At 71.5% G+C, this 16,608-nt stretch carries 18 protein-coding genes; 8 read left to right on the top strand and 10 right to left on the bottom strand.

Translation table 11 applies throughout. The features are described 5' to 3' along the window. Positions 1-58 precede the first annotated feature (58 nt). Complete coding sequence (locus CF8_RS15920; RefSeq protein WP_232211524.1) at positions 59-613, bottom strand: Uma2 family endonuclease; 555 nt, start codon at positions 611-613, stop codon at positions 59-61. Positions 614-766: 153 nt separating this feature from the next. On the opposite strand from CF8_RS15920, the gene CF8_RS15915 reads away from it, so the two are divergent. Continuing rightward, positions 767-2,122 (top strand): protealysin inhibitor emfourin, encoded by a 1,356-nt coding sequence (locus CF8_RS15915; protein ID WP_010834132.1) that lies wholly within the window; start codon positions 767-769, stop codon positions 2,120-2,122. A gap of 4 nt (positions 2,123-2,126) precedes the next feature. On the opposite strand, the gene CF8_RS15910 is transcribed toward CF8_RS15915, so the two are convergent. Further along, positions 2,127-2,819, bottom strand: a complete 693-nt coding sequence (locus CF8_RS15910) for an aspartate/glutamate racemase family protein (RefSeq protein WP_010834131.1) — start codon at positions 2,817-2,819, stop codon at positions 2,127-2,129. A 50-nt stretch (positions 2,820-2,869) separates the two neighbouring features. Here CF8_RS15910 and CF8_RS15905 point away from each other — a divergent pair, with 50 nt between their 5' ends. The 4 genes from CF8_RS15905 to CF8_RS15890 are packed head-to-tail and all read left to right on the top strand — an operon-like array spanning position 2,870 to position 8,125. Beyond that, on the top strand, positions 2,870-3,763 hold the full coding sequence (locus tag CF8_RS15905; RefSeq protein WP_010834130.1) for a ribonuclease HI family protein: 894 nt from the start codon (positions 2,870-2,872) through the stop codon (positions 3,761-3,763). Positions 3,764-3,809: 46 nt separating this feature from the next. Continuing rightward, positions 3,810-6,332, top strand: coding sequence for an AMP-binding protein (locus CF8_RS15900; RefSeq protein WP_198016864.1), 2,523 nt, complete (start codon positions 3,810-3,812; stop codon positions 6,330-6,332). Between the two features lie 24 nt (positions 6,333-6,356). Continuing rightward, positions 6,357-7,610: a D-inositol-3-phosphate glycosyltransferase gene (gene mshA / locus CF8_RS15895; RefSeq protein ID WP_442937085.1), complete on the top strand. Its 1,254-nt coding sequence runs from the start codon at positions 6,357-6,359 to the stop codon at positions 7,608-7,610. Then, positions 7,607-8,125: a YbjN domain-containing protein gene (locus CF8_RS15890; RefSeq protein ID WP_010834127.1), complete on the top strand. Its 519-nt coding sequence runs from the start codon at positions 7,607-7,609 to the stop codon at positions 8,123-8,125. The genes mshA and CF8_RS15890 overlap by 4 nt, the downstream gene beginning before the upstream one ends. Before the next feature lie 8 nt (positions 8,126-8,133). Here CF8_RS15890 and CF8_RS15885 read toward each other — a convergent pair whose 3' ends face one another. From CF8_RS15885 to CF8_RS15870, 4 genes are all read right to left on the bottom strand, one after another. Further along, positions 8,134-8,487, bottom strand: coding sequence for a DUF1304 domain-containing protein (locus CF8_RS15885; RefSeq protein ID WP_010834126.1), 354 nt, complete (start codon positions 8,485-8,487; stop codon positions 8,134-8,136). Positions 8,488-8,504: 17 nt separating this feature from the next. Beyond that, entirely contained in the window at positions 8,505-9,446 is a 942-nt protein-coding gene (locus CF8_RS15880; protein ID WP_198016863.1) for a DMT family transporter, read from the bottom strand. A 75-nt stretch (positions 9,447-9,521) separates the two neighbouring features. Then, a complete protein-coding gene (locus CF8_RS15875) occupies positions 9,522-10,199 on the bottom strand; it encodes a response regulator transcription factor (RefSeq protein WP_010834124.1) in 678 nt (225 codons plus the stop codon). Then, positions 10,196-11,455 (bottom strand): sensor histidine kinase, encoded by a 1,260-nt coding sequence (locus tag CF8_RS15870; protein WP_010834123.1) that lies wholly within the window; start codon positions 11,453-11,455, stop codon positions 10,196-10,198. Before CF8_RS15870 ends, CF8_RS15875 begins: the two co-directional genes overlap by 4 nt. 120 nt (positions 11,456-11,575) lie before the next feature. Between CF8_RS15870 and phoU the strand changes: the two genes are divergently transcribed. Next, entirely contained in the window at positions 11,576-12,232 is a 657-nt protein-coding gene (gene phoU / locus CF8_RS15865; protein ID WP_010834122.1) for a phosphate signaling complex protein PhoU, read from the top strand. Between the two features lie 163 nt (positions 12,233-12,395). On the opposite strand, the gene CF8_RS15860 is transcribed toward phoU, so the two are convergent. Genes CF8_RS15860 through CF8_RS15850 form a run of 3 tightly spaced genes read right to left on the bottom strand, consistent with a single transcriptional unit; the run spans position 12,396 to position 14,556 of the window. Beyond that, positions 12,396-13,139 carry a phosphoglyceromutase gene (locus tag CF8_RS15860; protein ID WP_010834121.1) on the bottom strand — a complete coding sequence of 248 codons (744 nt, stop codon included), beginning with the start codon at positions 13,137-13,139 and terminating at the stop codon, positions 12,396-12,398. A 31-nt stretch (positions 13,140-13,170) separates the two neighbouring features. Beyond that, positions 13,171-13,692 carry a hypothetical protein gene (locus CF8_RS15855; protein WP_010834120.1) on the bottom strand — a complete coding sequence of 174 codons (522 nt, stop codon included), beginning with the start codon at positions 13,690-13,692 and terminating at the stop codon, positions 13,171-13,173. Positions 13,693-13,713: 21 nt separating this feature from the next. Beyond that, positions 13,714-14,556 carry a UbiA family prenyltransferase gene (locus CF8_RS15850; protein WP_010834119.1) on the bottom strand — a complete coding sequence of 281 codons (843 nt, stop codon included), beginning with the start codon at positions 14,554-14,556 and terminating at the stop codon, positions 13,714-13,716. Positions 14,557-14,746: 190 nt separating this feature from the next. Between CF8_RS15850 and CF8_RS15845 the strand changes: the two genes are divergently transcribed. Both CF8_RS15845 and CF8_RS15840 read left to right on the top strand, forming a co-directional pair. Beyond that, a complete protein-coding gene (locus tag CF8_RS15845; RefSeq protein ID WP_010834118.1) occupies positions 14,747-15,232 on the top strand; it encodes a CarD family transcriptional regulator in 486 nt (161 codons plus the stop codon). Between the two features lie 80 nt (positions 15,233-15,312). After that, positions 15,313-15,888 carry a 2-C-methyl-D-erythritol 4-phosphate cytidylyltransferase gene (locus CF8_RS15840; protein ID WP_036491233.1) on the top strand — a complete coding sequence of 192 codons (576 nt, stop codon included), beginning with the start codon at positions 15,313-15,315 and terminating at the stop codon, positions 15,886-15,888. Here CF8_RS15840 and CF8_RS15835 read toward each other — a convergent pair. Then, positions 15,875-16,555 carry an IspD/TarI family cytidylyltransferase gene (locus tag CF8_RS15835; protein WP_010834116.1) on the bottom strand — a complete coding sequence of 227 codons (681 nt, stop codon included), beginning with the start codon at positions 16,553-16,555 and terminating at the stop codon, positions 15,875-15,877. The two genes, CF8_RS15840 and CF8_RS15835, sit on opposite strands and share 14 nt — an antisense overlap. Positions 16,556-16,608: the final 53 nt, after the last annotated feature.

Genomic DNA, 16,608 nt, shown 5'->3' with positions numbered 1-16,608 from the left:
CGCCGCTCAAGGCTACCGGCGTCGGCGGCAGGCCCCGAATCCCAGCCATCGTCCCATCTCAGGTGCCGGGGGTGCTCCGGCTCAGACGGGCGGGAGTGATCTCGACCGGGAACGGCACAACGGTGGTGAAGGTCTCTTCGCCCACGACGTCGCCCACGTCGACCAGCTGCCCGTCGCGGCGCTCCCAGACCCGAAGCCGGGGGCCTTCGGGATCGACGACCCAGTAGGCCTCGATGCCGGCCTCGTCCAACCGGGCCTTCTTCGTGCTGAGATCGAAGAGGCGCGTGCTCGGCGAGGCGACCTCGACCGCGAGGAGCGGGACCGTGGGCAGGTCGCGCTCGGTGATGTCAGCGAACCGTGCCACCAGCAGGTCGGGCTGCATCACGGTGTCCTCGGCGAGCGTCACATCGAAGGGCGCCAGTACGACCACGAGGTCGGCCGGGCAGGCCGCGGCGAGCAGCAGGTGGAGTCGACCGAGCGCATCCTGGTGGCCAAAGCGTGGCGAAGGAGTCACCATCAGCACCCCGTCGATGAGCTCGTAGCGGTGCCCGTCATCGGGCATCTCGTCCAGGTCCGCGCGGGTGAGCGGACGGCTCTGCGGAATGAGGGTCATGGTCACCATCGTGCCCCCTTTGCTCCATGCCGACCAGCATGATCGAGGACGCAGGCTCACCTCGGCCGCTCTCCACGGGGGCAGGTTGCCCTCTCGGAGGAGTTGCGCAGTCGGAGGAGTTGCGCTGTCACAGGAAGCGGGTAGACCTAGTGCATGGACACCTCTCGGGACGTGATGACGTCCTGCACCTTCATCCCGCCGTGGTTGCTCGAGCGGGTGGGTGCGGTCGACGCCCTCGTGCTCGACGAGCGGCTGCGCCTACGCCGCAGTGCCCGGGCCGCCCACCCCCGCACGTCCGCGGCTTCGGCCCTCGACGTTGCGGCCTGGACGGTCCACGACGCGGGCAGCGCGACCACGCTCCCGGGCCGGCCGGTGCGCTCCGCGGGGCAGCCGGTGACCGGGGACGTCGCGGTCGACGAGGCGGCGGCCGGCATCGAGGCGACGCTCGCGATGTTCGCGGACGCCTTCGGCCGCTCGTCCTACGACGGCGCGGGCGCGCCGGTGTCCCTGACCGTCCACTACGGCCAGCGTTACGACAACGCGTTCTGGGACGGCGCCCAGCTGGTCTTCGGCGACGGTGACGGCCGGGTCTTCGAGCGCTTGACCCGCAGCGCCGACGTGCTGGCGCACGAGTTCGGGCACGCGGTCACCGAGCACACGACCGGCCTGGTCTACCGCGACCAGTCCGGCGCGCTCAACGAGTCGGTCTCCGACGTCTTCGCCGCCTGCTTCAAGCAGCACCTGGCCGGCGAGTCAGCGGCCAGGGGCGACTGGCTGATCGGCGAGGGGATCTTCGTCGCGGGCATCGGCGCCCGCGCGCTGCGCGACATGGCAGCCCCCGGCACCGCCTACGACGACCCGACCCTGGGCGCCGACCCGCAGGTCGGCCACCTCGATGACTTCATCGAGACCGACGACGACAATGGCGGCGTCCACCTCAACTCCGGCATCCCCAACCGGGCCTTCCACCTCGCCGCCACCGCGATCGGCGGCATGAGCCTCGAGGGTGCCGGCCGGATCTGGTATGCCGCACTGACGGCCGGGGAGGTGCGGCCCACCGCCGACTTCGCGCAGTTCGCGGCCGCGACGCTCGCGGCCGCCGGCGAGCACGCGGCGGCCGTGGCCTCGGCCTGGCAGCAGGTGGGGGTGTCGGTCGCCACCTCGACCCCCGACCGGTCCCACCCTGGTCAGTCCGGCCCCGATCAGTCCGGCCCGCCGGGTGCCGGTCCTGCCCTGGTCCGGGTCAGGCGCTCGGGCGGTTTCACCGGCCGGACCGAGGAGGGCGAGGTCAGCCTCGACGAGGCCGACGGGGGGGTGCGGTCGCTGGTGGAGCGCATCGACCTCGATGCCGTGGCGGCCGGCGCTGCGGCATACCGCCGGCTGCCTGACATGTTCGTCTACACCTTCCAGGTCGCCGACGGCGATCCGGTCACGCTGCCGGAGCAGGCGCTCTCGGGTGACCTGCACGAGCTCGCCGCGTTGGTGCTGCGGAGTGCGGGCGAGCGGTGAGGCTTCAGTCGGCGAGAGCCTTGTCGAGCGCCGCCTGCACGTGCAGCGTGGTGCAGGGGATCGCCGGCAGCTCGATGTCGGCCTGGCGGATGAGCAGCTCGAGCTCGGTGCAGCCGAGCAGGATAGCGCGAGCGCCGGCGTCCCAGAGCTCCTCGGTGATGGCGACGACGCGGCGTCGGGTGGCGTCGACGACGTGACCGTGCACGAGCTCGTCGTAGATCGCGTCGTTGAGGGTGTCGTGGTGCGACTCGTCGGGCACCAACACGGTGATGCCGTGCTCGGCGAGCCGGTCGATGAAGAACGAGTCCTCCATCGCGACCTTCGTGCCGATCAGGCCCACGGTCGAGTGACCGCCCTGGCGGCAGGCCTCGGCGACGACGTCACCGAGGTGGAGCACCGGGATGTCGACGGCCTCGGCCACGGCGTCGGCGACCTTGTGGAACGTCGTGGTGCACAGCAGCAGGAAGTCGGCCCCCGCGCGCTCCACGCCGCGTCCGGCCTCGGCGAGCAGCTCGCCGATCTGGTCCCAGCGCTCGTGCTCCTCGAGGTCGGTGAGCTCGGCGAAGTCGACGGTGCTGAGCACGACCTTCGGCGACGACAGGCCCCCGAGTCGCTGCTGCACGCCGAGGTTGAGGTCGCGGTAGTAGACGGCGCTGGATTCCCAGCTCATGCCGCCGATGAGTCCGATGGTCTGCACGATCGGCAGTCTCTCAGATCTCGCGCCGGTCGGCCTGATTGGATGCTCCCGTGATCATCGCGGCGGCCGACGGCTCGGCACTGGGCAATCCCGGTCCAGCGGGCTGGGCCTGGTATGTCGACGACTCGTGCTGGGCCTCGGGCGGCTGGCCCCACGGCACCAACAACATGGGCGAGCTGATGGCGGTGCTCGACCTGCTTCAGCAGACCGCCCACCTCGACGACGAGCTCCACGTCTTCTGCGACAGCACCTATGTGATCAACGCCGTCACCAAGTGGATGGCCGGCTGGAAGCGCAAGGGCTGGAAGAAGGGTGACGGCAAGCCGGTGATCAACGTCGAGCTGATGAAGGCGCTCGACGCGGCGATGCAGGGGCGCCGGGTGAGGTTCGAGTGGGTCAAGGGCCACGCCGGGCACGAGCTCAACGAGGCGGCCGACAGGCTGGCCAACGCCGCCGCTTCGGCATACCAGCGCGGCGGCGCGGCCGACCCGGGCCCGGGGTTCGTCGGCAGCAGCACCGCCCATCCGGCCGCCGTCGTGGGTCAGGTGCTCGAGGAGTCGGACCTGTTCAGCGACCTCGACGATGCCGGCCTCAGCGGTCGCGGGCTCAGTGACGAGGAGCAGGTGGTCGCCCACGAGCGGTCGCTGCTGAGCGAGGAGGTGCGCTCCGACCGGGCGGCAGTCGCGGCGTTGCTGCATCCGCAGTGGCAGGAGATCGGCGCGTCCGGGCGCCTGTGGGAGCGCGAGGCCCTCCTCGACGAGATCGGCCCGCTGGCCGGACCCGCCACGCTCGACGTCATCACCGTCTCGCGGGTCGCGACCGACCTGATCCTGCTCGTGTGGCGTGAGTCCGGGGACGACGGGAGCCGGCTGCGCAGCTCGCTGTGGCAGCGCACCGGCGACCAGTGGCGGCAACGGTTCCACCAGGGCACCGTCGAGGCGTGATGGGCAGGATGTGGCAAAGGTAAGGCTTGCCTTATAAACTGCCATGGTGACCACCACCCCGCACCTGCGACGCGCCGCCCGGCCGCTCGAGGCCCACCTCGCCTCCTTCGGCGATCGGGTCGCCCTGCGGGCGGGCGGGCGGACGCTGTCCTATGCCGAGCTCGCGGGTCGCGTCCGGGACGTGGCGCACGCCTACGCCGGCGCGCGCCGGCTGGTCCTGCTGGTGCCGGGACACGACATCGAGTCGGTGGTCGAATATCTCGGCGCGCTCTCGGCCGACCAGGTCGTGCTGGTCGCCGGCTCGCACGCCGACGCGCTCGCGCAGGCGTGGGACCCGGACGTGATCGTGGCGTCGCCGGGTCGGGGCGCCGGTCGGGTCTTCCGCCGCGACGTCTCCGCCCACGCGCTGCACGAGGACCTCGCGGTGCTGCTCTCCACGAGCGGCACCACCGGCTCGCCCAAGCTGGTGCGGCTGAGCCGCGACGGGCTGCTGGCCAACGCCGACGCCATCGCGCAGGCGCTCGCGATCCGTGCCGACGACGTGGCCGCGACCACCCTGCCGCTGCACTACTGCTACGGCCTCTCGGTCCTGCACAGCCACCTGCTGATGGGCGCCGGCCTGCTCCTGACCGATGCCTGCGTGCTCGACGAGTGCTTCTGGTCCGAGGTCGCCGCCCATGGCGTCACCACGATCCCCGGCGTCCCGCACACCTTCGAGCTGCTCGAGCGCAGCGGCTTCGCCGACCGCTCGGCGCCCTCCCTGCGGACCCTGACCCAGGCCGGCGGACGTATGTCACCCGAGCGCGTGCGCGCCTTCGCCGAGCTGGGGCAGCGCCGCGGCTTCGACCTGTTCGTGATGTATGGCGCCACCGAGGCCAGCGCCCGCATGAGCGTGCTGCCCGCCAACCTCGCGGCCACGGCCCCGACCTCGATCGGGCTGCCGCTGCCGGGTGCGCACATGCGTATCGAGGCGCCGAGCGACGACGGCGTCGGCGAGCTCGTCTTCACCGGGCCCAACGTCATGCTCGGCTACGCGTCCGTGCCCGCCGACCTCGCGCTGGGACGCACGGTCAGCGAGCTGCACACCGGTGACCTCGCCCGCCAGCGTCGCGACGGACTGTGGGAGATCGTCGGCCGCAGCAACCGCATCGCCAAGGTCTGCGGCCTCCGTCTCGACCTCGACCACCTCGAGCGCGAGCTGTGCGCGCGGTCCTTCGTGGTGGCCGCCGCCGACGGTGGCGACCGGCTCGTCGTCGGGGTCACCGACGGTGCCCGACCCGTCGACGTGCCCGCACTGCTCCTGGCCGCGACCGAGCTGACCGGCGTGCCGGCGGCGCTGGTCGACGTCGTGGTGCTGCCCGACCTGCCGAGACTGGCCAGCGGGAAGATCGACTACCGGGCACTCGCCGCACCGCGCTCGAACACGACCACAACCACGACCAGGCCGCGCGCCGGTGTCGTCAGCCCGGCCGACGTGACCGCCCTGCTCGCCACCGTCCTGGCCCGTCCCGACGCGCAGCCGACGCACTCGTTCGTCGACCTCGGCGGCGACTCGCTGTCCTACGTCGAGGCGGCCCTGCGCCTCGAGCGACTGCTCGGCGAGCTCCCCTCGGGCTGGCCGGCGATGCCCGCGGCGGCCCTGGCCGACGCGGCGGGACCCCGGAGGCGGGGGAGCGCGGTCGAGACCAACGTCGTGCTGCGGGCCCTGGGGATCTTCACGATCGTCGCCTCGCACGCCGGCCTGTTCTCGATCACGGGCGGCGCCCACGTGCTGCTGGCCATCGTCGGGTTCAACCTCGGTCGGTTCCAGCTCGGCGAGCGGCCACGCCGCGAACGCACCGGCGCGATCCTGCGCGGCCTCGCGCGCGTGGTCGTGCCGTCGGTGCTGGTGATCGGCACCGTCGCCATGTTTTCCCCGGACATCACCTGGAAGCAGGCGGCGCTGATCACGTCCTTGACCGAGTGGGCGTGGTCGGAGCCACGGTGGAGCTACTGGTTCATCGAAGCGATCGTGTTCTCCACCCTGCTGCTGGCCGGACTGCTCGCCGTCCCGGCGGTCGATCGCGCGTCGCGACGCTGGCCGTTCGCGTTCCCGGTGACCCTGACGATCGCGTTGGCGCCCGCGCGCTTCGACCTGTTCGGCATCCCTGGTGACCACGTCCACCGGATCAACGGCATGCTCTGGCTGGTCACGCTCGGCTGGGCGATCTCGCAGGCCCGCACGGTCCCGCAGCGCCTGGTCGTGAGCGCGCTGACCCTGACGTTCGCGCCGGGCTTCTTCAACGTCGGTGGGCCGATCCGGCCCGCCTATCTCGTCGTCGGCCTGCTCGCCCTGACCTGGTTGCCCCGGGTCCGGCTGCCTGTCGGCGTGGCCTCGCTGGTCGGCGTACTCGCTGCGTCGTCGCTGTGGATCTATCTCCTGCACTGGCGGGTCTACCCCGCCCTGGAGGTCCACTCGCCCGTGGCCGCGATCGCGCTCTCGCTCCTCGTCGGGGTGGCGGCAGCCGAGGGCGTACGCCGCGGCGCTCCGCCCCTGCGCCGGCTGACCCGACGCCTCGGGAATCGCTGACGCGCTGCCGGTGTTCAACCGCGCGTGGACCGCGTAGCGATGATCAGCCTGCACACCTCCCCGCTGGATCAACCGGGGACGGGCGACGCGGGCGGCATGAACGTCTACGTCGTCGAGCTCTCCCGCCGGCTTGCCGCGCGAGGCATCGCCGTGGACATCTTCACGCGAGCCACGTCGTCGGAGCTGCCGCCGGTCGTCGAGGCGTTCGACGGCGTGCTGGTGCGCCACGTCGCCGCTGGTCCCTTCGAGGGGCTGACCAAGGTGGAGCTACCCGGCCAGCTGTGCGCGTTCGCCCGCGAGGTGCTGCGTGCCGAGGCCAACGAGCCGCTGGGCCACTACGACGTCGTGCACTCCCACTACTGGCTCTCGGGCCAGGTCGGCGCGCTGGCCCGTGACCGATGGGGGGTCCCGCTCGTGCACTCGATGCACACGATGGCCAAGGTCAAGAACGAGGCGCTCGCCCTGGGCGACACCCCCGAGCCGGGGGCGCGCGTGATCGGCGAGGAGCAGGTGGTCGAGGCGGCCGACCTCCTGATCGCCAGCACCGCCCTCGAGGCCAGACAGCTGATCGACCTCTACGGCGCCGATCCCGACCGCGTCGAGGTCGTGCACCCCGGCGTCGACCTGTCGGTCTTCACACCGCAGGACAAGGCGGTCGTACGCCGCACGCTCGGCCTGCCCGAGGACGCGGTCGTGCTGATGTTCGCCGGCCGGATCCAGCCACTCAAGGCGCCGGACGTGCTGTTGCGTGCGGTGAGCGTGCTCCTGGACCGCGACCCGTCGTTGCGGTCTCGGCTCGTCGTGCCGGTCGTCGGCGGGCCCTCGGGCAGCGGGCTTGAGCACCCCGAGTCCCTGGCGCAGCTGTGCGCGGAGCTCGACCTCGATGACGTGGTGCGGTTCGTGCCGCCGGTGGCGCAGCCGGAGCTGGCCCGCTGGTGCGCGGCGGCGACCGCGGTCGCCGTACCGTCCTACAACGAGTCCTTCGGGCTGGTGGCCGCGGAGGCGCAGGCGACGGGCACGCCGGTCGTCGCCGCCGCCGTCGGTGGCCTGACCACGGTGGTCGCCGACGAGCGCAGCGGTCTGCTGGTCGAGGGCCACGACGCGCACGCGTGGGCGGCCGCGCTGCGCCGGCTGATCGATGACCCCGCCCTGACCGCCCGCCTCGGTGCGGGGGCGCTCGAGCACGCGCGCGACTTCTCCTGGGAGGCGACCGCCGATCGCACGCTCACCGCCTACAAGGACGCCCGCGCGCTGCTGCGTGATGAGATGGCGGTGTGACCGCGCCCGCCCTCTCCGACGTCATCCGCGGCTATCTCGACGCCAACGAGATCGACTACGAGTCAACGGCGCCGGGGAGCTTCTCGCTCACGCTGCCGGGGGAGAGGAAGCTGCAGACACCGGTCCGGCTCGACGTCGGCGAGCACGCGCTCGGCGTCCACGCCTTCGTGTGCCGCAACCCCGACGAGAACCACGCCCGCGTCTACCGCTGGCTGCTCGAGCGCAACCTGCGGATGTATGCCGTGGCGTTCGCCGTCGACCACGCCGGCGACATCTACCTCGACGCCCGGCTGCCGCTCTCCTCGGTGACCCAGGACGAGCTCGACCGGCTCCTCGGCTCGGTGCTCGCCCACGCCGACGAGTCCTTCAACACCATCCTCGAGCTCGGCTTCGCCACCTCCATCCGCAAGGAGTGGGAGTGGCGGATCTCGCGTGGCGAGTCCACGGCCAACCTCGAGGCGTTCCGTGGGTGGCTGGAGGCCGGGGTCGATCCCGCGCCGCCCGCGACCGACTGACCGGCTGACTAGCGGGCGAGCAGCACCGCACCGAATGCCAGCACCGCCGGCACCGCCTGCACGACGAGGATCTTGCGACTGACCGTCGCGGCGCCGTACACACCGGCGACGACGACGCAGCCGAGGAAGAAGACCTTGAACGCGAGGTTGTCGTCGATCAGGCCCCAGACCAGGCCGGCGACGAGGAACCCGTTGTAGAGACCTTGGTTGGCGGCGAGGGCCTTGGTCTCCTCGGCGAACTCCTTCGTCAGCCCGAACGCGCCACGACCGGCCGGCTTGGTCCACAGGAACATCTCGAGGACCAGGAACCAGGCGTGCAAGGCGGCAACCAGCCCGACGAGGACGTTGGCGACGACAGTCATGGACGCATGATGGCAGGTCAGGACGCGCGTCGGGCGGGCTTGCGGCGCGTCAGCAGCACACCCGCGATGCAGAGCCCGCCGCCGACGAAGGCCAGCGCGGGCGGCACCTCGTCGAGCAGGAACCACGCCATCAGGGCAGTGATGAACGGGACGAGGAAGGTCGACAGGGCGAACTTGCCGGCGTCGGCGTGGCTGAGGGCGTAGGCCCAGGTGGTGAAGGCGATCGCGCTCGGGAAGATGCCGAGGTAGAGGATCCACCACAGCGTGTCGGCGCTCGCGTCGCCGAGCACGGAGACGGTCTGGCCGGCCCACGGCAGGCAGACGACGGCGCCGACCACGGCATACCAGAACGTCAGGTCCAGGGCGCCCATGTGCGGCAGCAGCTTCTTCTGCGTGAGTACGCCGATGGCGAAGGTGGCAGCGGCCACGACCGCGAGCAGCACGCCGGTGAGGTCGCCGTTGTCCCCCTGGGAGGAGGCGCGGCCGATGATCACGACGCCGGAGAACCCGACGCCCATGCCGATGACGAGCCACTTGGTCAGTCGCTCGCCGAGGAAGAAGGTCGCGAGCAGCGCGACCAGGAGGGGGCCGATCTGGACGATCAGCGCCGCGGTGGCGGCGTCGATGCGCCGCTCCGACTCGTTGAGGGCCAGGTTGTAGACACCGAACCAGCTCGCGCCGCCCGCGGCGATCAGCGGCCACTCCCGCCTCGTGGGCAGGCGGGGGATCCGGCCGCGCATCAGCGCGAGCAGCGCGAGCGCCATCACGAGCAGCCGGCTCAGCGAGAGCGCGCCCGGCGGGACCGACTCACCGAGGTGGCGGATGCCGACGAAGGCGCTGGCCCAGAGCACGAGCGTCGTGGCCACCGCGACGAGCGGCAGCCACGCCCTCACCGGCGCTGTGCCCGCGGGCACGGTCTCGACGGGTTGGGTCGGCGTCGTGCCGGGAGTCGTTGTCACGAGTCAAGGCTACGGACGGCCATGACGCGACGCGAGCGGATTCCGGACACGGAACCCCGACTTCCCGCCGCGGCCCTACAGATCCAATTTGTAGCCCAGACCGCGCACGGTGACGAGGTACTTCGGCTCGCTCGGGTCGGGCTCGAGCTTGGCGCGCAGCCGCTTGACGTGCACGTCGAGGGTCTTGGTGTCGCCGACGTAGTCGGAGCCCCAGACGCGGTCGATGAGCTGGCCGCGGGTGAGCACCCGCCCCGGGTTGCGCAAGAACATCTCCAGCAGCTCGAACTCCTTGAGCGGCAGCCGCTGCTCGGTGCCGTCGACGGTGACGACGTGGCGCTCGACGTCCATGCGCACCGGCCCCGCCTCGAGCGTGTCGGGCAGCAGGTCGGGCTCCTGGCCGCGGCGCAGCACGGCGCGGATGCGGGCGACGAGCTCGCGGGGGGAGTAGGGCTTGGTGACGTAGTCGTCGGCGCCGAGCTCGAGCCCGACCACCTTGTCGACCTCGTCGTCCTTCGCGCTGACCATGATCACCGGCACGCTGGACGTCTGCCGGATCTGGCGGCAGACCTCGGTGCCGGGCAGGCCGGGCAGCATCAGGTCGAGCAGCACGATGTCGGCGCCGTTGCGCTCGAACTCGGCGATGGCGGAGTTGCCGTCGGCGGCGATCGCCACCTCGTAGCCCTCCTTGCGGAGCATGTAGGCGAGTGCGTCGCTGTAGCTCTCTTCGTCCTCGACGACGAGTACCCGGGTCACGGGCGAACCTCCTGCTGTCCTGTGCTGACGCCGTGGGTGGCGTCGTCTGTCTTGGTTCGTGGGGTGGGGCGCGGGGGAGCGGCGGGTGTACGGCGCGGGGGCGCGATCATCGCCACCGGCTCCGAGGGACCGCTGTGGCTGTGCGGGTTGAGCGGCAGCGTGAGGGTGAAGGTCGAGCCCTGCCCCTCCACCGACCAGACGCTGACGTCACCGCCGTGGGTGGCCGCGACGTGCTTGACGATCGACAGGCCGAGCCCGGTGCCGCCGGTGGAGCGGTGGCGGGCGGGGTCGACGCGGTAGAAGCGCTCGAAGATGCGGTCGATCTCCCGCGCGGGGATGCCGATGCCCTGGTCGACGACCGAGATCTGCGCGGTGTCGCCCAGCGACTTGGTGCTGACCAGCACGCGCGAGCCGGCGTCGGAGTAGGCGACGGCGTTGGCGACCAGGTTGCTCACCGCGGCGCTGATCTGGTCGAGGGAGCCGAAGACCTCCAGCTCGTGGTCGCCGGTGGTGACCAGGGTGATGTTCTTGGCGCCCGCGTCGATCGTGCTGGTGTCGACGGCCGTGGCGACCACGTCGTCGAGGGACACCGGGACCGGCGCCTCGAGCGGGTCGTCGCCCTGCAGGCGGGACAGCTCGATGATCTGCTGGACCAGCTTGGTCAGCCGGTCACTCTCGGTGAGCATGCGCGACGCGAAGCGCTCCACGGCCTCGGGGTCGTCGGCCGCCTCGGTCACGGCCTCGGCGAGCAGCCGGATCGCGCCGACCGGCGTCTTGAGCTCGTGGCTGACGTTGGCGACGAAGTCGCGGCGTACGGCCTCGACGCGACGCTCGCGGGTGCGGTCCTCGACCAAGGCCAGGACCAGGCGCGAGCCCAGTGGCGCGACCCGCGCGATGACGGTGCGCGAGGTGGCGTTGTCGGTGCCGAGGTGGAGCTCGGTCTCGCGGATCTGGCCGTCGCGGCGGACCTGGCGGATCAGCGCGGTCAGGTCGCTGACGAGGACCTCGCTGCCGCGGACCAGGCCGAGGGCGTAGGCCGGCGCGGACGCCTTGAGCACGTGGTCGTCGGGGTCGACGACGACGGCGCTGGAGCGGAGCACGGAGAGCACCGCGGCCACACCGGGCGGCACGAGCGGCTCCTCGACGTGGGGGAGGCGGGACTGCTGTCGATCGCTGATGTGCCAGGCGAGCACGCCACCGCCGGCGACGATCGCCCCGATGACGGCCGCCAACGCTGCCTGCATCGTCGGATCCACACCGTGATCGTACGCATCGTGACAGGTCGAATTCGCCCACTGGACGCCGAGCGCCCACTGTTCACGCTCAGTTCACCTCAGGCGTGGCGGGCCCCACGCGCGCGCCCGTAGGCTTCGCACATGCGTGAAGCCTTCCATGACCAGCTCGACGGCATCTTCATCGACCTCGCGGAAATGTGCGGCCAAGTGGAGACCGCGGTCAACCGCGCGACGGCAGCGTTGCTCACCGGCGATGCGGCCATCGCCGAAGAGGTGATCAGCGCCGACCAGGCCATCGACACCAACCGCGAGCGGGTCGAGGACAACGCCTTCGCGCTGCTCTCGCTGCAGCAGCCGGTCGCCGGTGACCTGCGCGTGGTCGTCTCCGCGCTGCGGATGGTCAGCGAGCTCGAGCGGATGGGCGACCTCTCGGTCCACGTCGCCAAGATCGCTCGCCTGCGCGTGCCCAACATCGCCGTACCCGACTCCATCCGCGACACCATGGTCAAGATGGCCGAGACCGCCGAGGACATGGTGCGTCGCGTGAAGTCGATCATCGCCGACCGCGACGTCGAGGCAGCGATCGAGCTCGGCCGCGACGACGAGATCATGGACCAGCTGCGCCGGCGCAGCTTCGCCGAGCTGCTCGGCGACGACTGGGCGCACGGCGTCGAAGCGGCCGTCGACATCGCGCTGCTGGGCCGCTACTACGAGCGCATCGCCGACCACGCCGTCTCGATCGCCAATCGCGTCATCTTCGTCGTCACCGGCCAGCAGGTCTCGCGCCACGACGACTGAAAACCTCGAGAAGGTTCGGTTCCCCCGCATCTGCGGGGGAACCGAACCTTCTCGGGTGTTGCAACACTCACGAACCTGACGCAAACCTCATGAGGTACGGCGCAGCGGAGCCGTGCGATGCAGGCGTCAGGGGAGTCCGACGCCGGCCAGTCGGGCTTTCGGCTCAGCGACCCTGGTTGGCGCCGGCAGCCGCAGCGGCGGCCGCGGCCTCGGGGTCGAGGTACTCGCCACCGGCGACGGTGGGCTTGAGGGACTCGTCGAGGCGGTAGAGCAGCGGCATCCCGGTCGGGATGTTGAGGCCCGCGATGTCCTCGTCGGAGATGCCGTCGAGGTGCTTGACGAGCGCGCGCAGGCTGTTGCCGTGGGCAGCGACCAGGACGGTCTGGCCGGCCTGCAGGTCAGGCACGATCGAGGACTCCCAGTAGGGGAGGAAGCGCGCGATGACGTCCTTGAGGCACTCGGTGCGCGGCATCTCCGACCCGAGGTCGGCATAGCGCGGGTCGCCCACCTGGGAGAACTCCGAGGAGTCGTCCAGCGGCGGCGGCGGGGTGTCGAACGAGCGGCGCCAGAGCATGAACTGCTCCTCGCCGTACTCCTCGAGGGTCTGCTTCTTGTCCTTGCCCTGGAGGGCGCCGTAGTGGCGCTCGTTGAGGCGCCAGGAGCGCTTCACCGGGATCCAGTGGCGGTCGGCGGCGTCGAGCGCGAGCGCGGCGGTGTTGATCGCGCGGCGCTGCAGCGAGGTGTGCACGACGTCCGGCAGGATGCCGGCCTCCGTGAGCAGCTCGCCGCCGCGGACTGCCTCGGCGCGGCCCTTCTCGGTGAGGGCCACGTCGACCCAGCCGGTGAAGAGGTTCTTGGCGTTCCAGTCGCTCTCGCCGTGGCGGAGCAGGACCAGGGTGTAGGTCATCGAGATCCCTTCCGGGGACAGAAGCGGTGGCTCAGTGCTCGGACTCGGTCGAGTGCTCGGCGTCCTCGGTGGGCTCCTCGGCCGGCGCGGGGCCGTCGAGGTCGGCGTAGTAACCCTCGTTCTCGACGACGGGCACGTCCATCACGACACGCTCGCCGTTGTCGAAGGCCAGCGACAGCTCGACGAAGTCGCCTGCCGCGAACTCACCGGTGACCTTGATCTCGGCGGCGGGCTCGGCGAGGTTGACCAGCGCGCCCTTGCCGACCACGACGGGCTCGAGCTCGACGGGGGTGCCGTCGGTCAGGGCGAGCTCGGTCAGCGCGACATCGGTCTCCTGGTCGCCGTTGGACAGCGAGGCGATGAAGGTGCCGGAGCCCGGCTCGGTGGAGACGACGACGGCGGAGAGCACGTCGACCGTGCCGTCGCGGTCGTTGGTCCCCACGCCGGGGGTGTACTCACGGTCGGTCGCGTAGTCGAAGCCGCACGAGGAGAGGCCGGCCGTGGCGAGTGCGACGGCGGCGGTCGTGAGCGCGAAGGAGCGTCGGAGCTGCATGGCGCACAGCCTAGCGTCGACTCAGGTCAGTCCGATCGCCTGTCCCGCGATGAGGAGGCCCGCCACGATCGCGGCCGTGAAGACCCCCGCCAGCACGAGCAGCCGGGCCGCCCCTGTCTTGAGCGCGATGCGCAGCGGCAGCGACTTCAGGCCGTCCTGGTTGTCCGGCACCAGGCCGGGCAGTGCGCGCAGCAGGTGGACGCCCAGGCCGAGCAGGCCGGCCAGCACCGTGACCAGCACGGTGGGCGGGGTGTCGGCGCCGGTGCCGTTCCATCCGCCGTACGCGAGGTAGGCGGGGTAGAGGGCGAACTGCAGCACCCACGGCAGGAAGGACAGGACGCTGCCGCGCAGCACCCGGTTGCCGACCAGGCCGATGAGCAGGGCGATGAGGTAGGCGCCGCCGGCTCGCTCGCCGGCGCTGAGGGCGAGGGGTACGACGAGGAGCAGCGCACAGGTGAGGCTGAACCACACGGTGCCGGGGTCGAGCAGTCCGGCGCCGATCGGCTTGCCGGGGGTCTCGTGGCGCTCGTCGCGCACGCGGTCGACGAGGTCGTTGTCCCAGCCGAGGATCGTCTGGCCGACCAGCACGGTCACGAACGCCAAGCCGATCTCCCGCAGCGGCCGGCCGGCGAGGCCCGCGGCGGCGGCCAGGCCGAGCGCGGTGAGCAGGGCCTGCTTGGGGTGGGCCGCCCTCACCAGCAGCACCGGCAGCGTCTGCCCGAGGCGGAACGGACGCCGGGTCGCGGCGGGGCTGTCGTCGGCCAGCGACGGCGCTGGGGGCGGTGGCGGCGTCGGGGCGGCCTGCGGCGTACGAACCGGGGCGTCCGCGGGCGCGCGTCTGCGCTGGCGCTTGAGGGGCGACATGGCACGCATTGTGCGCACATCTTCGCCGCCGCAGGGGTCATTGACGGGGTTTGCCCGGGCGATTCCTGGCGGGCCGGACCACACGATGCGCTGTCTGTCAAGACCGCATGGGGCCTCTGACCTGCGCAAACGATGTCAGGGGCACTCCGGGAGCGTGTTAGACTGGTCACCTAGGAAGGGGTACAAATACATGACTTTCACCGTCGGCGAAACGGTTGTTTACCCAAATCACGGGGCTGCTGTCATCGAGGAGATCGAGACGCGGACGATCAAGGGTGAGGACCGCGAATACCTCGTTCTTCGGATTGTTGCCCAGCAGGACCTGGTCGTTCGGGTCCCGGCCATGAACCTTGACCTCGTGGGCGTCCGCGACGTCGTCGACAAGGAGGGTCTCGAGCGCGTGTTCGACGTCCTTCGTGCCGCGCACGTCGAGGAGCCGACCAACTGGTCGCGCCGCTACAAGGCCAACCTGGAGAAGCTGCACTCCGGCGACGTCATGAAGGTGGCCGAGGTCGTCCGCGACCTGTGGCGCCGTGAGCGTGACCGCGGCCTGTCGGCCGGCGAGAAGCGGATGCTGGCGAAGGCTCGCCAGATCCTCGTCTCCGAGCTCGCGCTCGCCGAGCACACCAACGAGGACAAGGCCGAGGCCATCCTCGACGAGGTGCTCGCGTCCTGACGCAGCAGTGAGCCACGAAGGCCCCCGGGATCCTCCCGGGGGCCTTCGCTCATTTCGATCCGTCATACGGTGTGCGAGCGATGACTGAGACTTTGTACGACGGATACGACCACGACCTGCCCGCCGCGCTGGGGATCGTGCTCGACGAGGACCGCGGGTCGCTGCCCTACTCGCTGATCCACGGCGAGGCGCTCGTCGCGTGCGCCGCCTGGGCGCTGGGCGAGGCCGGGGTCACGCCGCTGGACAGCGGCATCACCTGGGACGCCGTGCGCCGCTCCGAGGAGCCGGTCGTCATGCACGACGCGCTGTGCCCGATGACGCCCGCCGACTTCATCGCGACGTGCGTACGCCGCGCGCTGGACGACGACGTCGTCGTGGTCGCCACCCGGCCGGTCACCGACACCGTCAAGCGCGTGGCCGACGGCATGGTCGGCGAGACGGTGGACCGCGACGCCCTCACCTCGGTCGTGTCCCCGGTGGTGCTGCCGCCCTCGGTCGTCTCGGCCATGCAGGACGAGCCCGGCACGGATCTCGTGGCCCTGGTCGCGACGCTGGCCAGGTCCCACCGCGTCGTTCTCGTCGAGGCCCCGGCCTCCGCCCGCCGCGTCACCTCCGCGGAGGACATCGCGATCCTCGAGGCACTCACCGCAGGCTGAGGAGCCGTTCGGCGAGAGCCACGTCCTCGGCGAACGTGATCTTCAGGTTGGCCGGGCTGCTGGGCACGGCGGCGATGTCGACGTCGCCGTGGGCGGCCAGCACGGCCGCGGTGTCGGTGCCCTCGAAACCCGACGCGGCAGCAGTGCGGTGCGCTGCCAACAGGAGGTCCGCCCGGAACGCCTGCGGGGTCTGTACGCCGCCGAGCTCGCCGACCACCGGCTCGAGACCGGTCGTCAGCAGGTCCCGCACGGGGACCACCGGGATGGCGCCGGTGTGCGTCTGGGCGGCGGCCAGCGTCGCCTCGAACAGCGCGACACCGGCGAGCGGGCGGGCGCCGTCATGGATGGCGACGAGGTCGACCTCGCCGGCCTCGATCGCCGGCGCCAGGTGCTGGAGCGCGGCCCACTCGGAGGCGTGCCGGGTCGCGCCCCCGTCGACCAGGACGACCTTCGCGTCGCCGAGGTGGGGCGCGAGCGCGTCGGCCACCGCGGGGCGGTCGGCAGGGCGGACCACGACCACCACACGGCGTACGTCATCGGCGGCCAGGGCGTCGCGCACCGACCAGGCGAGCACGGCGCGGTCGCCGAGCGGCAGCAGGACCTTGTTGATCTCGGCGCCGACGCGGGTGCCCGAGCCCGCGGCGACGATGACGACGGCAGCAGGCATGGCGCAAGGGTAGGTGCCGTGGTCCCGGCCCGGCGCGGGCGCACGTGCTCGAG

Source organism: Nocardioides sp. CF8 (assembly GCF_000389985.1).
Taxonomy (GTDB): Bacteria; Actinomycetota; Actinomycetes; order Propionibacteriales; family Nocardioidaceae; genus Nocardioides; species Nocardioides allogilvus.
Note: the sequence above shows the minus strand (reverse complement) of the source record. Positions and strands in the feature narration are given on the sequence as shown.